14 protein-coding genes and 2 pseudogenes are annotated in these 16,595 nt (G+C 73.4%); 12 read left to right on the top strand and 4 right to left on the bottom strand.

The annotated features are described in order from the left end of the window. Window positions 1-91: 91 nt before the first annotated feature. Window positions 92-1,339, bottom strand: coding sequence for a hypothetical protein (locus OO47_RS22285; protein ID WP_051716213.1), 1,248 nt, complete (start codon window positions 1,337-1,339; stop codon window positions 92-94). Window positions 1,340-1,463: 124 nt separating this feature from the next. Beyond that, complete coding sequence (locus OO47_RS22280; RefSeq protein ID WP_030218434.1) at window positions 1,464-2,219, bottom strand: hypothetical protein; 756 nt, start codon at window positions 2,217-2,219, stop codon at window positions 1,464-1,466. A 116-nt stretch (window positions 2,220-2,335) separates the two neighbouring features. Between OO47_RS22280 and ggt the strand changes: the two genes are divergently transcribed. Then, the gene (ggt, locus tag OO47_RS22275; RefSeq protein WP_030218432.1) at window positions 2,336-4,135 is read left to right on the top strand and encodes a gamma-glutamyltransferase; all 1,800 of its coding nucleotides are present in this window, start codon (window positions 2,336-2,338) and stop codon (window positions 4,133-4,135) included. 11 nt (window positions 4,136-4,146) lie between these two features. On the opposite strand, the gene map is transcribed toward ggt, so the two are convergent. Next, window positions 4,147-4,914, bottom strand: coding sequence for a type I methionyl aminopeptidase (map, locus tag OO47_RS22270; RefSeq protein WP_030218430.1), 768 nt, complete (start codon window positions 4,912-4,914; stop codon window positions 4,147-4,149). A gap of 33 nt (window positions 4,915-4,947) precedes the next feature. Here map and OO47_RS22265 point away from each other — a divergent pair, with 33 nt between their 5' ends. The 9 genes and pseudogenes from OO47_RS22265 to OO47_RS38805 form a co-directional block, all read left to right on the top strand. Beyond that, entirely contained in the window at window positions 4,948-5,199 is a 252-nt protein-coding gene (locus OO47_RS22265) for a helix-turn-helix domain-containing protein (protein WP_030218428.1), read from the top strand. Window positions 5,200-5,232: 33 nt separating this feature from the next. Then, entirely contained in the window at window positions 5,233-5,616 is a 384-nt protein-coding gene (locus tag OO47_RS22260; RefSeq protein WP_030218426.1) for a PPOX class F420-dependent oxidoreductase, read from the top strand. Window positions 5,617-5,726: 110 nt separating this feature from the next. Then, window positions 5,727-7,127 carry a YML083C domain-containing protein gene (locus OO47_RS22255; RefSeq protein ID WP_030218425.1) on the top strand — a complete coding sequence of 467 codons (1,401 nt, stop codon included), beginning with the start codon at window positions 5,727-5,729 and terminating at the stop codon, window positions 7,125-7,127. Window positions 7,128-7,357: 230 nt separating this feature from the next. Further along, complete coding sequence (locus OO47_RS22250) at window positions 7,358-8,200, top strand: nitrilase-related carbon-nitrogen hydrolase (protein ID WP_030218424.1); 843 nt, start codon at window positions 7,358-7,360, stop codon at window positions 8,198-8,200. Then, on the top strand, window positions 8,197-9,477 hold the full coding sequence (locus tag OO47_RS22245) for an aspartate aminotransferase family protein (RefSeq protein WP_030218423.1): 1,281 nt from the start codon (window positions 8,197-8,199) through the stop codon (window positions 9,475-9,477). Before OO47_RS22250 ends, OO47_RS22245 begins: the two co-directional genes overlap by 4 nt. Before the next feature lie 47 nt (window positions 9,478-9,524). Further along, window positions 9,525-10,001, top strand: a pseudogene (locus tag OO47_RS22240) (amidohydrolase family protein); the annotation flags it as partial. Window positions 10,002-10,146: 145 nt separating this feature from the next. Further along, window positions 10,147-11,538, top strand: coding sequence for a dihydropyrimidinase (gene hydA, locus OO47_RS22235; RefSeq protein WP_030218421.1), 1,392 nt, complete (start codon window positions 10,147-10,149; stop codon window positions 11,536-11,538). A gap of 45 nt (window positions 11,539-11,583) precedes the next feature. Then, complete coding sequence (locus tag OO47_RS22230) at window positions 11,584-12,585, top strand: TIGR03842 family LLM class F420-dependent oxidoreductase (protein WP_030218419.1); 1,002 nt, start codon at window positions 11,584-11,586, stop codon at window positions 12,583-12,585. A 6-nt stretch (window positions 12,586-12,591) separates the two neighbouring features. Beyond that, window positions 12,592-12,832, top strand: a pseudogene (locus OO47_RS38805) (nitrate reductase); the annotation flags it as partial. On the opposite strand, the gene OO47_RS22225 reads toward OO47_RS38805, so the two are convergent. Continuing rightward, entirely contained in the window at window positions 12,804-13,568 is a 765-nt protein-coding gene (locus OO47_RS22225; protein ID WP_234323263.1) for a serine protease, read from the bottom strand. The pseudogene OO47_RS38805 and the gene OO47_RS22225 overlap by 29 nt on opposite strands. A gap of 565 nt (window positions 13,569-14,133) precedes the next feature. On the opposite strand from OO47_RS22225, the gene OO47_RS22220 reads away from it, so the two are divergent. Together OO47_RS22220 and OO47_RS22215 are read left to right on the top strand one after the other, a co-directional pair. Beyond that, window positions 14,134-14,970 (top strand): inositol monophosphatase family protein, encoded by an 837-nt coding sequence (locus OO47_RS22220; protein ID WP_030218416.1) that lies wholly within the window; start codon window positions 14,134-14,136, stop codon window positions 14,968-14,970. A gap of 197 nt (window positions 14,971-15,167) precedes the next feature. Continuing rightward, window positions 15,168-16,586, top strand: coding sequence for a phytoene desaturase family protein (locus OO47_RS22215; protein ID WP_030218413.1), 1,419 nt, complete (start codon window positions 15,168-15,170; stop codon window positions 16,584-16,586). Window positions 16,587-16,595: the final 9 nt, after the last annotated feature.

Raw genomic sequence — 16,595 nt, 5'->3', positions numbered from 1 at the left:
TGGGGACGCCGATGGGTGGTCGGCGATGGGGGGCAGTGAAAGTGACCCGACGGTAACGGTGGGGGCTTACCTGAGGTAACTCCCCGGTAAGTTACGTGGCGGTAACGATTGGCGTCCGCTCGGCGCCGTCGAGCGGGCCCACGACCTCCGCGAAGTCCGCCCGCGCCTCCTCGTACCGCCCGGCCGCGAGGAGGAACGTCGCCCGGTCGGTCAGGGCCCGGGGGAGTCCTTCCGCCGCACGCCGGGCGAGCGCCACCTCCTCGTCGAAGAGCGGCCGGAGCGGTTCCTCGAACAGATGGGTGCGGCCGGTCCACATCAGGGTGGACCGCACGGTCAGCCGGTGGTGCGCGGTCACGAGTTCGGTGAGCCGCCCCGCCGCCGACAGGCGCGCGGTCTCGGCCTCCAGGGCGGGGATGCCGTCGAAGTAGGCCGTCCGCATGTCCCACGACCAGTGGAGGAGCGAGTTGCCGAACGCCGGCATCGGGGCGTCCGGGGACCCGTCCGGCTCCACCGCCCTGGCCGACAGGCCGTACAGGACGCTCCACCAGGAGTGAAGCCCGCTCTGGCGTTCGGGCGCATCGGGACCGGCGAGCCAGGTGAGGACCGACAGGGCCTCCCGCCGGTCCGCGCCTGCCTCCCCGTGCCGTCCGGCGGCGTCCAGCATCCGGGAGCGGTGCACGAGTTCCCACACCAGGAGGTTCCACCTCCGGTCCTCCCTCGTGTCGTCCACGAGGTCCGTGAAGACCTCCACCGCCTCCTCCCGCCGACCGGCCGCCTCCAGTTCCGCCGCCTTCTCGACCACGGACCAGAAGAAGAAGTCCCGGTGCGTGCGGTCGCCCTGCGGCAGCAGGTCCGCCGCCTCCCCGTGGCGCCCCTCCTCGGCCAGTACGACCGCCAGCCGGCCGCTTCCGTACGCCGGGTGCTTCACCTGGCCCCGTTCGAAGCCGTCCCGCCCGACCGCGGCCATCTCCTCGTACGCGGCCCGACCCTCGGCCCGCCGCCCCGACTGGATGAGCGCGAGTCCGTAGTACTCCAGGGCCTCGGCGAACACCTCCGTCCTCCTCGGGTGGTCGACGTCGATGCGCCGGGCCGTGTCGAGGGCCTCCGCGCGCAGCGCCAACTTCCGTTCCCTGTCGTGCCCGTAGCTCGCCCCGGACCCGTACGAGAGCAGCGCTCCGACGAGCTTCGGCAGATAGGCCGCCGGGCTCACCTCCGCGAGGATCCGGTACGCCTCCAACTCCTCGGCCGGGTCGAGCCTGTCCGATCCGAGCAGCATCGTCCTCGCCCGCAGGACCGCGTCCTGATCGATGTTCTGACCGATGTTCCCGGAGTGATTCATGACGGCGATTCTGGAAGCCGGGGGAGGGGCCGGACAAGGTGCGCGAACTGTGCGTTCGGTCCTACGGAAAACGCCTCTGACCTGTCATGATGGTGAGGTCTTCACCCCGTCGGCCCCCTCCCGGTCAGGCCGTCGCCGCCGGTTCGGCGGCGGTGGAGGGCTCGGGCGCCGGGGGAGCCGTACGGGCCGCGTGCGTCACGTCGGCGACCAGTTCCACCACGTCGGGGCCGTACGCCTCCGAGTTGACGACCTTCAGGAGCAGGACGAACGAGCCGCCGCGGTGACGGCGGGCCAGGTCCTCGTGGTGGCGGGCCAGATAGCGGGTGGCCGCCTGGTTGGTGATCGCCCGCTGGCCGCAGAAGAGGAAGACCGGCCGGTGGCCCTCCCCGGCCGTGAGCCGGGCCAGGATCACGTACTCCGACCGCCCCTTCTCCATGAGGTACCGCTCGCCGCCGATCGTGATCGAGCCCCGCACCTCGGACGGCTCGACGTCCACGTTCACCTTCACGCCCGGCAGCAGGGTGGTCAGGTGCGCGGCCATGCGCCTGTTCGAATACGGCCCGCCGACGCAGAACTCGGTGCGGTCGCCGAAGCCCTGGTGGGTCTGGTCCTGCGGCAGGATGCGGGCCTGCGCGCCGCAGTCCTTGACCAGCGCGGAGAGTTCGAGCATCGCGAAGACGTCGTAGCGGTGCACCACGTTGTCCCCGCCGGACTCCCGGTTGACCACCAGCAGGCATTCCGAGCCGCCGGGGAGGCCGAAGAAGGCCTGCTTGCGACGGAGCTTCCGCCGCCACCGGTACGTGCGGCCGAGCCAGCCGAGGGAGGCACTGATCCCGGTGGCGAGCACCCCGAGCACGATGTTGCGCACGTCTTCGTCCATGGGCGCGCATGCTAGCGGCCACCCGGGTTCCCGTTCGAGGTCCCGTTCGAGGCGTTCCTGACGGAACGGGGCGGGGGAAGTTACGCTGCGCGGAAGCCTGTTGACCGGAGGTACGAATGCGACGCTCCACCGCCGGCAAGATCTCCGTCCTCGCCGTCACGGCGACGGTGTTCTCGATGGGTGCCGCCGCGCCGCCGACGACGGCGGGACCACCCCTCAAGGAGCCCGTCGCGACCGGATACGGCGGTGCCGTCGCCAGCGTCGACGCCGACGCCTCGGCCGCCGGGATCGAGATCCTCCGCGAGGGCGGCAACGCGGTCGACGCCGCCGTCGCCGTCGCGGCCGCGCTCGGCGTCACCGAGCCCTACTCGGCCGGCATCGGAGGAGGCGGCTACTTCGTCTACTACGACGCGAAGAGCCGCAGTGTGCACACCGTCGACGGGCGCGAGACCGCGCCCCGCTCCGCCGACGCCGACCTCTTCACGGAGAACGGCGCCCCCATCCCCTTCGAGGAGGGCATGACCAGCGGGCGGGGCGTCGGCACCCCCGGCACCCCGGCGACCTGGAAGTCCGCCCTCGACGCCTGGGGCAGCAAGCGGCTCTCCACCCTCCTCGAACCCGCCGAACGGCTCGCCCGCGAGGGCTTCACCGTGGACGAGACCTTCCGCTCCCAGACGGCCGCCAACGAGGCCCGCTTCCGCGACTTCCCCGCCTCCTCGGCCCTCTTCCTGCCCGGCGGGCAACTGCCCGCGGTCGGCTCCCGCTTCAGGAACCCCGACCTGGCCCGTACGTACGAGAAGCTCGGCCGCGAGGGCGTCGGCGCGCTCTACAAGGGGCCGCTCGCCCGGGACATCGTCCACACCGTCCGCAAGCCCCCCGTCCGCCCCGGCGCCACCCGGAACGTGCGCTCAGGCGACCTGACGGAGGGCGACCTGGCCGCGTACCGGACCGTGTTCCGCACGCCGACGAAGGTCTCGTACCGGGGGCTCGACGTCTACGGCATGGCCCCCTCCTCCTCCGGCGGCACCAGCGTCGGCGAGGCGCTGAACATCCTGGAGGGCACCGACCTCTCCCGCGCGTCGCAGACCCGCTACCTGCACCGGTTCATCGAGGCGAGCCGCATCGCCTTCGCCGACCGGGGCCGCTGGGTCGGGGACCCGGCCTTCGAGTCCGTGCCGACGCGAGGCCTGCTCTCGCAGCGGTTCGCGGACTCCCGCGCCTGCCTGATCCGCGACGACGCCGTCCTGACCAGCCCGCTCGCGCCCGGCGACCCCCGCGACCCGGAGCCGTGCGCCCCCGGCGGGACCGCCGCCCCGACCCCGTACGAGGGCGAGAACACCACCCATCTGACGGTGGCCGACAAATGGGGCAACGTCGTCGCGTACACCCTCACCATCGAGTCCACCGGCGGCAGCGGGATCACCGTGCCCGGCCGGGGCTTCCTGCTCAACAACGAGCTGACCGACTTCTCCTTCGCCCCGGCGAACCCGGCCGTGCACGACCCGAACCTGCCCGGCCCCGGCAAGCGCCCGCGCTCCTCGATCTCCCCGACGATCGTCCTCGACCGGCACGACAGGCCCGTCCTCGCGCTCGGCTCCCCGGGCGGCGCCACCATCATCACCACCGTCCTCCAGACCCTCACCGGGGTCGTCGACCGGCACCTGCCGCTCGTCGAGGCGATCGCCGCACCGCGCGCCAGCCAGCGCAACCAGACCACCACCGAACTCGAACCAGGCCTGTGGAACAGCCCCGTCCGCACCGAACTGGAGGCGATCGGGCACGGCTTCCGGCAGAACCCGGAGATCGGCGCCGCGACCGGAGTCCAGCGCCTGCCGGACGGGCGCTGGGTGGCCGCCGCGGAGAAGGTCCGCAGGGGCGGCGGCTCCGCGATGGTGGTCCGGCCGGCGGGGCGGTAGCGGACCGGCGCCTACAGCGCCGTCAGGATGCGCGGGCCGTCGTCCGTGATCGCCACCGTGTGCTCGACGTGGGCGGCGCGCGAGCCGTCGACCGTACGCATCGTCCAGCCGTCCCGCGCCGTGTAGTAGTCGTCCGTGCCGCCGCCGACGAGCATCGGCTCGATCGCGAGCGTCATCCCGTGGCGCAGCTTCATGCCCCGGCCCGGGCGTCCCTCGTTGGGGACGCCCGGGTCCTCGTGCATGGTGCGCCCGATGCCGTGCCCGCCGAAGCCGTCCGGGATGCCGTACCCGGCGGCCCGGCAGACCCGGCCGATCGCGTGCGCGACGTCCCCGATCCGGTTGCCGACGACGGCCGCCGCGATGCCGGCCTCCAGGGCCTCCTCCGCCGTGGCGATCAGCCGGGCGTCCTCGGGCCGCGCCCGGCCCACCGTGAAGCTGACGGCCGAGTCGCCCGCCCAGCCGCCGAGCAGCGCCCCGCAGTCGACGGACACCAGGTCGCCCGGCGCGAGCGGGGTGTCGTCCGGGACGCCGTGCACGATCGCGTCGTTCACCGAGACGCACACCACCGCCGGGAACGGCACCGGCGCCCACTCCGGGCGGTAGCCGAGGAAGGGCGAGGAGGCGCCCGCCGCGTCCAGCACCTCGCGCGCGGCCCGGTCGAGCTCCGTCGGCCGGACGCCGGGCGCGGCCTTCTCCCGCGCGGCCGCCAGGGCGCGGGCCACCACCCGTCCGGCCTCGCGCATGGCCGCCAGGGATTCGTTCGTCTTAATCTCCACCATGCCAATTACTATACCGGTATTAGAATGGTCCCCATGGTGCGCACACCCCTGACCCCCGAAGAGCGCGAGCGCGGCGAGCGCCTGGGCCTGCTCCTGCGCGCGGCGCGCGGCGAGCGGTCCATGGCCGAGGTCGCCGCGGCCGCCGGCCTCTCCGCCGAGACCCTCCGCAAGATCGAGACGGGCCGGGCCCCGACCCCGGCCTTCTTCACCGTCGCGGCCCTCGCCGGAGTCCTCGACCTCTCCATGGACGAACTGGTGGCGCACTGCGTCCCGGTCCCCGTCTGAGCGCCGGAACGCCCCCGGGCTTAGGCTCCGGGCATGATTCCCGAGGAGTTGCGGCGCGGCCGCTACGTCAGTCTCACCACCTTCCGGAAGAACGGCACGGGGGTCGCGACGCCCGTCTGGTACGCGGTGGAGGGCTCCGAGCTGTACGCCTGGACCCGCACCGACTCCTGGAAGGTCAAGCGGCTGCGCAACGACCCCCGGGTCGAGGCCGCCGTCTGCGACGTGCGCGGCAACGTCCCCGAGGGCGCCGCGCGTCTGACCGGCGAGGCCCGCCTCGTGACGGGGGAGGAGCTGCGCCGCGTCCGGAGGCTGCTCCTGCGCAAGTACACCTGGCAGTTCTGGTTCGTCGACGTGCCCGCCACCGTCTTCCGGCTCGGCAGGCGCCCGCACACCGGGATCGTCGTGCGCTTCCCCTGAGGGGGCGGGCACCCGCACGAAAACGGTCCGTAGTCGTCCCGTAACACGGCTGCGGTCCAATACCCGCGGACCGTACGGTTCCAGTCGACCGCGGGGCAGGTGCGTGACGCATGACGGTGACCCAGACGCCGCCGGAGGCAGCCGAGTTCACCCACTGGCTGGCGGGCCTCACGGCCCGCCTCCGGCCGGACGCCGGGTGGTACGGGGTCTTCGCCGCCCGCGACCCGGAGGGCCTGCGCGCCTGCCTCGACGGTACGGAACTGCTGCCCTGGGACGTCGTCTCGTCCCTGCTCCAGGACGCCGGGGAGGCCGCCGGCGGGCCCTTCGCGGTCCGGGGCCGCGCGCTGTACGTGGCGGCCGCGGGCGCCCACGACCGCGGGTCCGGCGCGGCGGCGGCGCTCGCCGAACGCCGGGAGCTCATGGAGCGTGAACGCCGGTACGCCGAGTCCCGCGCGCGCGAGCTGCGGGAGCGGCTCCGTACGGCCCCGGGTCCAGGGCCCGAGGAGGCCGCCCGCCTGCGGCACGACCTCGCCTGGACCCGCGACGACCTGGCCAGGGCCGTCGCCCGGATCACGGAGCTCACGGCGCGGCTGGCGGGGGCGGGGGAGTGGGGGCGGGGGCGGGCCGTGACGGCTCCGGACGCCGCCCCGGCGCCGTACCCGGCGGCCGTGGCGCCCGCGCCGGACACGCCCCCGGCGTCCGGCCCTCCGACCGCCCCCGGCTCTCCGGCGGAGCCGGAACGCGCGGGGAGGGCCGCCGGGAGCGCCAAGGCCAGGCGCCGGCCCCGGGGCGCCCGGTACGCCTGGCTGGAGGAGGGCGACGGGGCGCGGGAGGCGGAGCCCGTACCCGCGTCCGTATCCGTGCTCCCGACGGAGGGTGCCGCACCCCGCGGCGCCCGCTTCGGCGGCGCCGCCGGGTCCGGGGAGCCCGGCGGAGGGGCGGTCGGGAGACCTGCCGAGGCCCCGGGGGAGGACTCCGCCGAGGCCGCCCGCGCGGCGGCGAACGCCGTCTACGCCCTGCGCAGGCTCCGCGCCCGGGGCCGCGGCGGCGAGGCCCACGCCCTGCTCTGCGAGGCGCTGGGCGGCCCGCCCGCCCGGCTGCCCGCGCTCGCCGACGAGCTGCACCGGGCCGGACTCGGCGCCGATTGGTCCACCCTCCTCTGGGAGGCGGCTTCGCTGCCGCCCGGCCGGCTCGCCGCCGTCGCCGGGGCCCTCGCCGACGCGGGCCGGATGGCCGACTGCGCGCAGCTCCTGCGCCAGGGCGTGGCCCGCCCGGTCGAGGAGCTGGCCGGGGCCTGCGCCGCCCTGCGCGCCGGGGAGCGCCACCGGGAGGCCCACGCCCTCCTGACCGCCTTCGTCCGGGTCCGCGCCCCCGAGGACGCGGCCCGCCTCGCCGGCGCCGACCCGCGCGGCCTCGTCCCCCAACTCCTGGACGCGGCACGGACGGTGTCCGCCTCCCGCGAGCGCGACCTCCTCCACGCCCTCCGCGTGGCGGGCCTGGTGGGTGTCTGAGGGGCGAGGGCGAGGGGCGCCGGGACCGGACCGGACCGGTGGACGTACGCGTACAGCTCCCCACGTGTCGGTACGTGTCCGGTGTGGACCACTCGGGTATGAAACATGATCGACCCGGTCGGTTCCCGGCGGCGGTCTTGCTCCGGGGTGTGACGGGGCTTACGTTCTCCTCCTACGCATCGCGTCTACGTGCGTAGAGGCTCTCTGACGCCGTGCCGAAGGAGCAGCTCATGTCCGACGTCGTACGCGCCGCGCTCGTCCAGGCGACCTGGACCGGCGACACCGAATCCATGATCGCCAAACACGAGGAGTACGCCCGGGAGGCCGCCCGGCAGGGCGCCAAGGTGATCGGCTTCCAGGAGGTGTTCAACGCCCCCTACTTCTGCCAGGTGCAGGAGGCCGAGCACTACCGCTGGGCCGAGCCCGTGCCCGACGGCCCGACCGTGAACCGGATGAGGGACCTCGCCCGCGAGACCGGGATGGTGATCGTGGTCCCCGTCTTCGAGGTCGAGGGCGAGGGCTTCTACTACAACACCGCCGCCGTGATCGACGCCGACGGCAGCTACCTCGGCAAGTACCGCAAGCACCACATCCCCCAGGTCAAGGGCTTCTGGGAGAAGTACTACTTCCGCCCGGGCAACGTCGGCTGGCCGGTCTTCGACACGGCCGTCGGCAAGGTCGGCGTCTACATCTGCTACGACCGCCACTTCCCGGAGGGCTGGCGCGAACTCGGTCTCAACGGAGCCCAGTTGGTCTACAACCCGTCCGCCACCCACCGCGGCCTCTCCGCCCACCTCTGGCAGCTGGAGCAGCCGGCCGCCGCCGTCGCCAACGAGTACTTCGTCGCCGCCATCAACCGCGTCGGCGTCGAGGAGTACGGCGACAACGACTTCTACGGCACCAGCTACTTCGTCGACCCGCGCGGCCGCTTCGTCGGCGACGTCGCCTCCGACAAGGCCGAGGAACTCGTCGTCCGCGACCTCGACTTCGGCCTCATCGAGCAGGTCCGGCAGCAGTGGGCCTTCTACCGGGACCGCCGCCCCGACGCGTACGACGGGCTGGTGAAGCCGTGAACGACCTCCACGACCGGCACCGGGCCGTCATCCCCGACTGGGTCGCCCTCTACTACCGCGACCCCCTGGAGATCACCCACGGCGAGGGCCGCCACGTCTGGGACGCCGAGGGGCGCAGGTACCTCGACTTCTTCGGCGGCATCCTCACCACCATGACCGCCCACGCCCTGCCCGAGGTCACCAAGGCCGTCGCCGAGCAGGCCGGGCGGATCATCCACTCCTCGACGCTCTACCTCAACCGGCCCATGGTGGAACTGGCCGAGCGGATTGCCGGGCTCTCCGGCATCCCCGACGCCCGTGTCTTCTTCACCACCTCCGGCACCGAGGCCAACGACACCGCCCTCCTCCTGGCCACCGCGTACCGCGGCTCGAACCAGATCCTGGCGATGCGCAACAGCTACCACGGGCGCTCCTTCTCCACCGTCGGCATCACCGGCAACCGCGCCTGGTCGCCCACCGGCCTCTCCCCGCTCCAGACGCTCTACGTGCACGGCGGCGTCCGCACCCGCGGCCCCTACGCGCACCACGGCGACGAGGAGTTCACCGAGGCCTGCGTCGCCGACCTCGAAGACCTCCTCGGGCACACCCGGAACGTCGCCGCCCTCATCGCGGAGCCCATCCAGGGCGTCGGCGGCTTCACCTCCCCGCCCGACGGCCTGTACGCCGCCTTCCGCCGCGTCCTCGACCGGCACGGCATCCTGTGGATCGCGGACGAGGTGCAGACCGGCTGGGGCCGCACCGGCGAGCACTTCTGGGGCTGGCAGGCCCACGGCCAGGCCGGGCCGCCCGACATCCTCACCTTCGCCAAGGGCATCGGCAACGGCATGTCGGTCGGCGGGGTCGTCGCCCGCGCCGAGGTCATGAACTGCCTCGACGCCAACTCCATCTCCACCTTCGGCGGTTCGCCGGTCACCATGGCCGCCGGGCTCGCCAACCTCTCGTACCTCCTGGAGCACGACCTCCAGGGCAACGCGCGCCGGGTCGGCGGCCTCCTGATCGAACGGATCAGGGCCGCGTGCGCCGGCGTCCCCGCCGTGCGGGAGGTGCGCGGCCGCGGCCTCATGATCGGCATCGAGCTCACCGAACCGGGCACCGACCGCGCGAACCCCGACGCGGCGGCCGCCGTCCTGGAGGCGGCCCGCGAGAACGGCCTGCTCATCGGCAAGGGCGGCGGGCACGACACCAGCACCCTGCGCATCGCGCCGCCGCTCTCCCTCACCGTCTCCGAGGCCGAGGAGGGCGCCGCACTCCTCGAAGCGGCCCTCCGCTCCCTGTGATCCCGCCGGCCGCCCCGCAGTCCCGACCCAGCGACAGGGAGAGTCCCGTGAGCACCCGTACCCTCATCCGGGGCGGCCTGGTCGTCACCGCCGCCGACGAGGTCCACGCCGACGTGCTGATCGAGGACGGCCGCGTGGCCGCCCTCGCGGCCCACGGCTCGGACGCGGCGGCCGGCTGGACCGCCGACCGGACCATCGACGCCACCGACCGCTACGTCATCCCCGGCGGCGTCGACGCCCACACCCACATGGAGCTGCCCTTCGGCGGCACCTTCGCCTCCGACACCTTCGAGACCGGCACCCGCGCCGCCGCCTGGGGCGGCACCACCACCATCGTCGACTTCGCCGTCCAGAGCGCGGGCCACAGCCTGCGCGAAGGACTCGACGCCTGGTACGCCAAGGCCGACGGCGTCTGCGCGGTCGACTACGCCTTCCACATGATCCTCTCCGACGTCAACGAGCACACGCTCAAGGAGATGGACAAGCTGGTCCAGGAGGGGATCTCCTCCTTCAAGGGTTTCGTTCGGTCGCGTGACCAGGGGTTTTCTAGCGGAGTAGGCCGTGTGCTGTGTGAGGCGGAGGCGTGAGGGGGCCGGCGGGCGTGGGCGTGGCCTTGGCCTGTGCCGGTGGCGGTCTGTTCGGTGGTCGGTGTGAAGGGATGGCTGGGGTATGACTCGGACTCTGATTACCGGTGGTCTTGTGATCACGGCCGCGGACGAGGTGCACGCGGATGTGCTGATCGAGCACGGCCGGGTGGTGGCGCTGGCGGCGCCGGGTACGCAGGAGTGGACGGCGGAGCGGGTGATCGACGCGTCGCAGAAATACGTGATCCCGGGCGGGGTGGACGCGCATACGCATATGGAGCTGCCTTTCGGTGGCACGTTCGCGTCGGACACGTTCGAGACGGGGACGCGGGCGGCGGCGTGGGGTGGGACGACGACGATCGTCGACTTCGCGGTGCAGGCGAAGGGCGAGCCGCTTCGGGCGGGTCTGGATGCCTGGATGGTGAAGGCGGACGGGAACTGCGCGGTCGACTACGCGTTCCACATGATCATGTCGGACGTGAATGAGTCGACGCTGCGGGAGATGCCGAAGCTGGTCGAGCTCGGCGTTTCCTCGTTCAAATTGTTTATGGCGTATCCGGGGGTCTTCTATTCGGACGACGGGCAGATCCTGCGGGCGATGCAGGTCGCGGCCGACACCGGCGGTCTGATCATGATGCACGCGGAGAACGGCATCGCGATCGACGTCCTCGTCGAGCAGGCCCTGGGCCGCGGCGAGACCGACCCCCGCTATCACGGGGAGGTCCGCAAGGCGCTCCTGGAGGCGGAGGCCACCCACCGGGCGATCCAGCTCGCCCGGGTCGCCGGCTCTCCGCTGTACGTCGTCCACGTGTCGGCGCGGGAGGCCGTGGCCGAGCTGGCGGCGGCGCGGGACATGGGTCTGCCGGTCTTCGGCGAGACCTGCCCGCAGTACCTGTTCCTGTCCACGGACAACCTGGCGGAGCCGGACTTCGAGGGTGCCAAGTACGTGTGCTCGACGCCGCTCCGGCCCAGGGAGCACCAGGCGGCATTGTGGCGGGGCCTGCGGACGAACGACCTCCAGGTGGTCTCCACCGACCACTGCCCCTTCTGCTTCACCGGCCAGAAGGAGCTGGGCCGGGGCGACTTCTCGAAGATCCCCAACGGCCTGCCGGGCGTGGAGAACCGTATGGACCTCCTCCACCAGGCAGTGGTCGAGGGGCACATCTCGCGGCGCCGCTGGATCGAGATCGCCTGTGCCACCCCGGCGCGGATGTTCGGTATCTATCCGCAGAAGGGCACGATCGCGCCGGGCGCGGACGCCGACGTCGTCGTCTACGACCCGCACGCGATCCAGGTGCTGTCGGCGGAGACCCACCACATGAACGTCGACTACTCGGCGTACGAGGGCAAGACGATCACGGGCCAGGTCGAGACCGTTCTGTCCCGGGGTGAGGTCATCATCGATCAGCGGAAATACACAGGTCACGCGGGCCATGGAGTGTTCGTGCCCCGCGGTCTCTGTCAGTACCTGAGCTGACCCGGCCAGGGCACCATCTCATCGACTTGAACTGGGAGGTCCCGCGTGGACTTCGGACTTGTCCTGCAGACCGACCCGCCCGCCTCGCAGGTCGTCGGTCTGATGCGCCGGGCGGAACGCAACGGCTTCCGCTACGGCTGGACCTTCGACTCCGCCGTGCTGTGGCAGGAACCCTTCGTCGTCTACAGCCAGATCCTCGAACACACCACCAAGCTCCACGTCGGCCCCATGGTCACCAACCCGGGGACGCGGACGTGGGAGGTCACCGCCTCCACCTTCGCCACCCTCAACGACATGTACGGCAACCGGACCGTCTGCGGCATCGGCCGCGGCGACTCCGCCATGCGCGTCGCGGGCCGCAAGCCGAACACCCTGGCCCACCTGGGCGAGGCCATCGACGTCATCCGCGACCTGGCGGAGGGCCGCGAGGCCGAGGTCGACGGCAACCCGATCCGCATCCCGTGGGTGAAGAGCGGGAAGCTGCCGGTGTGGATGGCGGCGTACGGCCCCAAGGCCCTCGCGTTGGCCGGACAGAAGGCCGACGGGTTCATCCTCCAGCTCGCCGACCCCTTCCTCACCGAATGGATGGTCAAGGCCGTCCGGCAGGCCGCCACCGACGCGGGCCGCGACCCCGACGCCCTGACGATCTGCGTCGCCGCCCCCGCGTACGTCGGCGACGACCTGGCCCACGCCCGCGAGCAGTGCCGCTGGTTCGGCGGCATGGTCGGCAACCACGTCGCCGACCTGGTCGCCAAGTACGGCGAGCACTCGGACATGGTCCCGGAGGAACTCACCGCGTACATCAAGAACCGGCACGGCTACGACTACTCCCACCACGGGCGCGCCGGGAACCCCTCCACCGACTTCGTCCCCGACGAGATCGTGGACCGCTTCTGCCTCCTCGGCCCCGCCGAGGCCCACGTCGAGAAGCTGCGACGGCTCCGGGACATGGGCGTGGACCAGTTCGCGGTGTACGCGATGCACGACGCCAAGGAGGCCACGATCGACGCGTACGGCTCCGAGGTCATCCCGGCGCTCACCCCGTGACCCGCCTGGTACCGGGGCGGCTGGAACCCGGTGGCCGTCCTCGCGTTCGCGGTCGGCGGGGTGCTCGCCGTCGGCGGCTCCCACTCGGCCCCGGGCACGGGCCCGTTCCCCGGGCACGGGCCCGTTCCCCGAGGGCGGCCTGATCCCCTTCCCCGAACCCCTCGCCGACTACGGCCGGGCGGTGGGCCTCGCCGCCTCCCCGCTCCCCTGCACGGTCCTCATGCGGCGCGGGCCGGGATCCCGGTGACGCGTTCGATCCAGGTGAGGTACGACCAGACGCGGGTGTTCACGGCGGGCGTCTCGGTGGCGCACCCCCGCCCGTAGGAGACCAGGCCCACCAGGTACGGCCGCCGCCCCGCCGTGTGGACGAGGGGGCCGCCGGAGTCGTACTGGCAGGTGTCCCGGCCGGGGGCGTACGTGCAGAGCTGGGCGGGTGTCACCCCGGGCATCCCCCGGGACGCGCACGTCCGGTTGCTCATGGTGCCGAGGGTCACCGTCCGCAGGACGTCGGAGGCGGGCCCGCCGAACGAGGTGGCGCCCCAGCCCGGGGCCTCGACCCGCGTGTGGTCGAAGGTGCCGTGCGCGTACGCCGAGGGGAGGGCGACCGGGCGCACGTCCCGGCCGGACGCGACCGGTTCGGCCAGCCGGACGAGCGCGATGTCGTTCCGCTGGCTCTCCGGGTCGTACTCCGGGTGCGTCAGGAACCGGGCGGGGGAGGCGAGGAGCGCGTTCGGGCTGTCGGACCCGGTCGCCAGGTCGTGGTCGCCGAGGAGCACGCCCACCCGGGACGTGCTGCCGTACGAGCCCGTCAGGCAGTGCGCGGCGGTCAGCACGTACCGGTCGCCGATCAGCGCCCCTCCGCACATCACCCGCCGCTCCCTCAGGTCCACGAGCCCCGCCATGAACGGGTACTGGTGCGGCCGGGCCTCCTGGCCGCCGACGACCGCGTACGCCGGCGCGATCCCGAGCGGGCTCGCCCCCATCACTACACCCGCGACCGCGGCCACGAGCTTCCGCGTCCATCCCCGCGCCCGTCCCATGGAGAACTCCGAACCGTCGAGACCGTCTTCCGTGGGGCGGCCGGTGTGCAAAGACGTTTCCTCTGCGTACGCGGCGGCCCGCGTCGGCATCAACGAACCGGACGGGATCCGGTCACCCGGGCACGGCGACCGGACTGGTGTTCGGGCCGGCCGCGACACCCGGGCCGTCCACTCCGCCGCCGCGCGGCGGTCCGGTCCGGTCCGGTCCGGTCGAGGCATGATCGCCGGCTCGGCAGAGCGCCGAGAACGTGCAGAGTCGACCGGTCGTCCCTGTCCTCCTTCTGATCTCCGCACCCCTCGCCCCCGGCCTGGTGTTCCGGCTCCGTCCCCTGTTCACCGGCCGCCGGCGGCAGAGCCCCTGTGGTTCGCGGGGAGTACCGTTCCGCTCCTCCTGGCCACCGGAGCCGTCCACCCGGCCGACGGCCGGGACATCAGGGTGTTCCCCGGGGAAACGGCGGGTGACGAGTGCGCCGTACCGGTTGTCAGAGCGCTGTGGTTGGCTGGACGCATGATCGAAGACTTCCTTGAGCACGTCCTCGGCGGCGGTACGACCGAGGTCGAGGAGGCGGTCCGCAAGGCCGCCGCCGCCGAGGTCATGCCGCGCTTCCGGCAGCTCGCCACCCACGAGATCGTCGAGAAGAACGGCCCGCACGACCTGGTCACCGTCGCGGACCGGGCCGCCGAGGCGCACCTCACCGCCTCCCTCACGGCGCTGCTCCCCGGCTCCGTGGTCGTCGGGGAGGAGGCCGTCCACGCCGACCCGGCGGTCTACGACGCGCTGCGCGGCGACGCGCCCGTGTGGATCGTCGACCCCGTCGACGGCACCCGCCAGTTCGTCCACGGCGACCCCGCCTTCTGCACCCTCGTCGCCCTCGCCCGGCACGGCGAGGTCCTCGCCTCCTGGACGTACGCGCCCGCCCTGGAGCAGATGGCCGTCGCGGTGCGCGGCCGCGGCGCCACGCTGAACGGCGAACCGCTGCGCTCCGGCTCGCCCGCGCCCGGCGAGGTCCTGGAGGTCGCCTCCTCGCACCCCGACTACACCACCCCGGAGCAGAAGCGCGCCCTGCTCGGCCTGGACACCGACGGCGTCCGCCCCCGCCCCTGCGGCTCCGCCGGACTCGAATACCTCGCCGTGGCGCGCGGGGCCCTCTCCGGCGTCGCCTTCTCCTGGGAGTACGCCTGGGACCACGCCGCCGGGCTCCTCCTGGTCGCCGAGGCGGGCGGCGCGGACACCACGGTCGCCGGGGAGCCGTTCCGCGTCACCGGGGGCAACGCGCTGCCGTTCACCGCGGCCCGGGACGCGGCGACCGCCGAGCGGATACGGACCCTCCTCGGGGGCGGGTGAGCCCGCCGCACCCGTACGGACCCTCTCGGGGGCGGTGAGCCCGCCGCACCCGTACGGACCCTCTCGGGGGCGGTGAGCCCGCCGCACCCGCACGGACCCCTCGGGGGGCGGTGAGCCCGCCGCGCCCGTCCGCCTATCCTGAGATCCACGGCCACCGGCTGACGCGAAGGAGCCCGCAGGTGACGCACAGGACGCCGATGCTCGACGCCGTCGTCGTGGGGGCGGGCCCCAACGGCCTGACCGCCGCCGTCGAACTGGCCCGCAGAGGCCTCTCCGTCGCCGTCTTCGAGGCCAGGCCCACCGTCGGCGGCGGCGCCAGGACCGAGGAGCTCACCCTCCCCGGCTTCCGGCACGACCCCTGCTCCGCCGTGCACCCCCTCGGCGCCGGCTCGCCCGTCTTCAAGACCATGCCGCTCGACCGGTACGGCCTGGAGTGGCTCCACCCCGAACTGCCCATGGCCCACCCCTGGGACGACGGCACCGCCGCCGTCCTCGCCCGCTCCGTCGCCGAGACCGCCGCCTCCTTCGGGCCGCGCGACGCCGGGGCGTACCGCAGGCTCGTCGCCCCCTTCCGCGGCAAGTGGGACACCCTGGCGGCCGACTTCATGCAGCTGCCGCTCACCGCGCTGCCCCGCGACCCGGTCGCCCTCGCCCGCTTCGGCCTCGCCGGACTCCCGCCCTCCACCTGGCTGATGCGCCGCTTCCGGGACGAGAAGGCCCGTGCCCTCTTCGCCGGGCTCGTCGGCCACGTCATGGCCCCGCTCGGCGGCTTCGCCACCGGCGCCGTCGGCCTCGTCTTCGCGCTCGCCGCCCACGCCGGCGGCTGGCCGCTGCCCCGGGGCGGCTCGCAGTCCATCTCCGACGCCCTCGCCGCGTATCTGAAGGACCTCGGCGGCGCCGTCCACACCGACTTCGAGGTCAAGCGCCTCGACGACCTGCCGCCGGCGCGCGCCTACGTCTTCGACACCTCGCCCACCGCCCTCGCCCGCATCGCCGGACTCGGCGGCCACTACGACCACTACAAGTACGGCGCCGCCGTCTTCAAGGTCGACTACGCGCTCGACGGACCCGTGCCCTGGACCGCCGAGGAGCCCCGGCGCGCCGGCACCGTCCAGATCGGCCCCACCGCCGGGGAGATCGGCACCGCCCTGAACCAGGCCTCCTCCGGCACCGCCCCCGACGCGCCCTTCCTCATCACCGCCCAGCCCAGCCTCGTGGACCCCTCCCGCGCCCCCGAGGGCAAGCACGTCTTCTGGGCGTACGGCCACGTGCCCAACGGCTGGCGCGGCGACCTCACCGAGGCGATCGAGCGCCAGATCGAGCGCTTCGCCCCCGGCTTCCGCGACCGCGTCCTGGCCCGCGCCACCGCGGGGCCGCCCGAACTCGCCGCGCACAACGCCAACTACGTCGGCGGCGACATCGCGTGCGGCGCCGCACGCGGCCTCCAGCTCCTGCTGCGCCCCACCCTCTCCCTGCGCCCCTACGACACACCGCACCCCGCGGTCTTCCTCTGCTCCTCCGCCACCCCGCCCGGCCCCGGCGTGCACGGCATGTCCGGACACAACGCGGCCAAGGCGGTCTGGCGGCGGCTGCGCGCCTCCGCCCGCGAAAATTAGACTGGCCCC

The organism is Streptomyces bikiniensis (assembly GCF_000716625.1).
In the GTDB taxonomy this organism is placed as follows: Bacteria; Actinomycetota; Actinomycetes; order Streptomycetales; family Streptomycetaceae; genus Streptomyces; species Streptomyces bikiniensis.
The sequence above is the reverse complement of the archived record's forward strand: the minus strand, read 5'-3'. Positions and strand labels throughout refer to the sequence as shown.

Bases quoted from the DNA above. Each gene is read 5' to 3' on its own strand.
- OO47_RS22265 (WP_030218428.1), top strand. From the start codon at position 4,948: ATGGTGCGCACACCCCTGACCCCCGAAGAGCGCGAGCGCGGCGAGCGC.
- ggt (WP_030218432.1), top strand. From the start codon at position 2,336: ATGCGACGCTCCACCGCCGGCAAGATCTCCGTCCTCGCCGTCACGGCG.
- OO47_RS22255 (WP_030218425.1), top strand. From the start codon at position 5,727: ATGACGGTGACCCAGACGCCGCCGGAGGCAGCCGAGTTCACCCACTGG.
- OO47_RS22280 (WP_030218434.1), bottom strand. From the start codon at position 2,219: ATGGACGAAGACGTGCGCAACATCGTGCTCGGGGTGCTCGCCACCGGG.
- map (WP_030218430.1), bottom strand. From the start codon at position 4,914: ATGGTGGAGATTAAGACGAACGAATCCCTGGCGGCCATGCGCGAGGCC.
- hydA (WP_030218421.1), top strand. From the start codon at position 10,147: ATGACTCGGACTCTGATTACCGGTGGTCTTGTGATCACGGCCGCGGAC.
- OO47_RS22285 (WP_051716213.1), bottom strand. From the start codon at position 1,339: ATGAATCACTCCGGGAACATCGGTCAGAACATCGATCAGGACGCGGTC.
- OO47_RS22215 (WP_030218413.1), top strand. From the start codon at position 15,168: ATGCTCGACGCCGTCGTCGTGGGGGCGGGCCCCAACGGCCTGACCGCC.
- OO47_RS22225 (WP_234323263.1), bottom strand. From the start codon at position 13,568: ATGGGGGCGAGCCCGCTCGGGATCGCGCCGGCGTACGCGGTCGTCGGC.
- OO47_RS22220 (WP_030218416.1), top strand. From the start codon at position 14,134: ATGATCGAAGACTTCCTTGAGCACGTCCTCGGCGGCGGTACGACCGAG.
- OO47_RS22250 (WP_030218424.1), top strand. From the start codon at position 7,358: ATGTCCGACGTCGTACGCGCCGCGCTCGTCCAGGCGACCTGGACCGGC.
- OO47_RS22260 (WP_030218426.1), top strand. From the start codon at position 5,233: ATGATTCCCGAGGAGTTGCGGCGCGGCCGCTACGTCAGTCTCACCACC.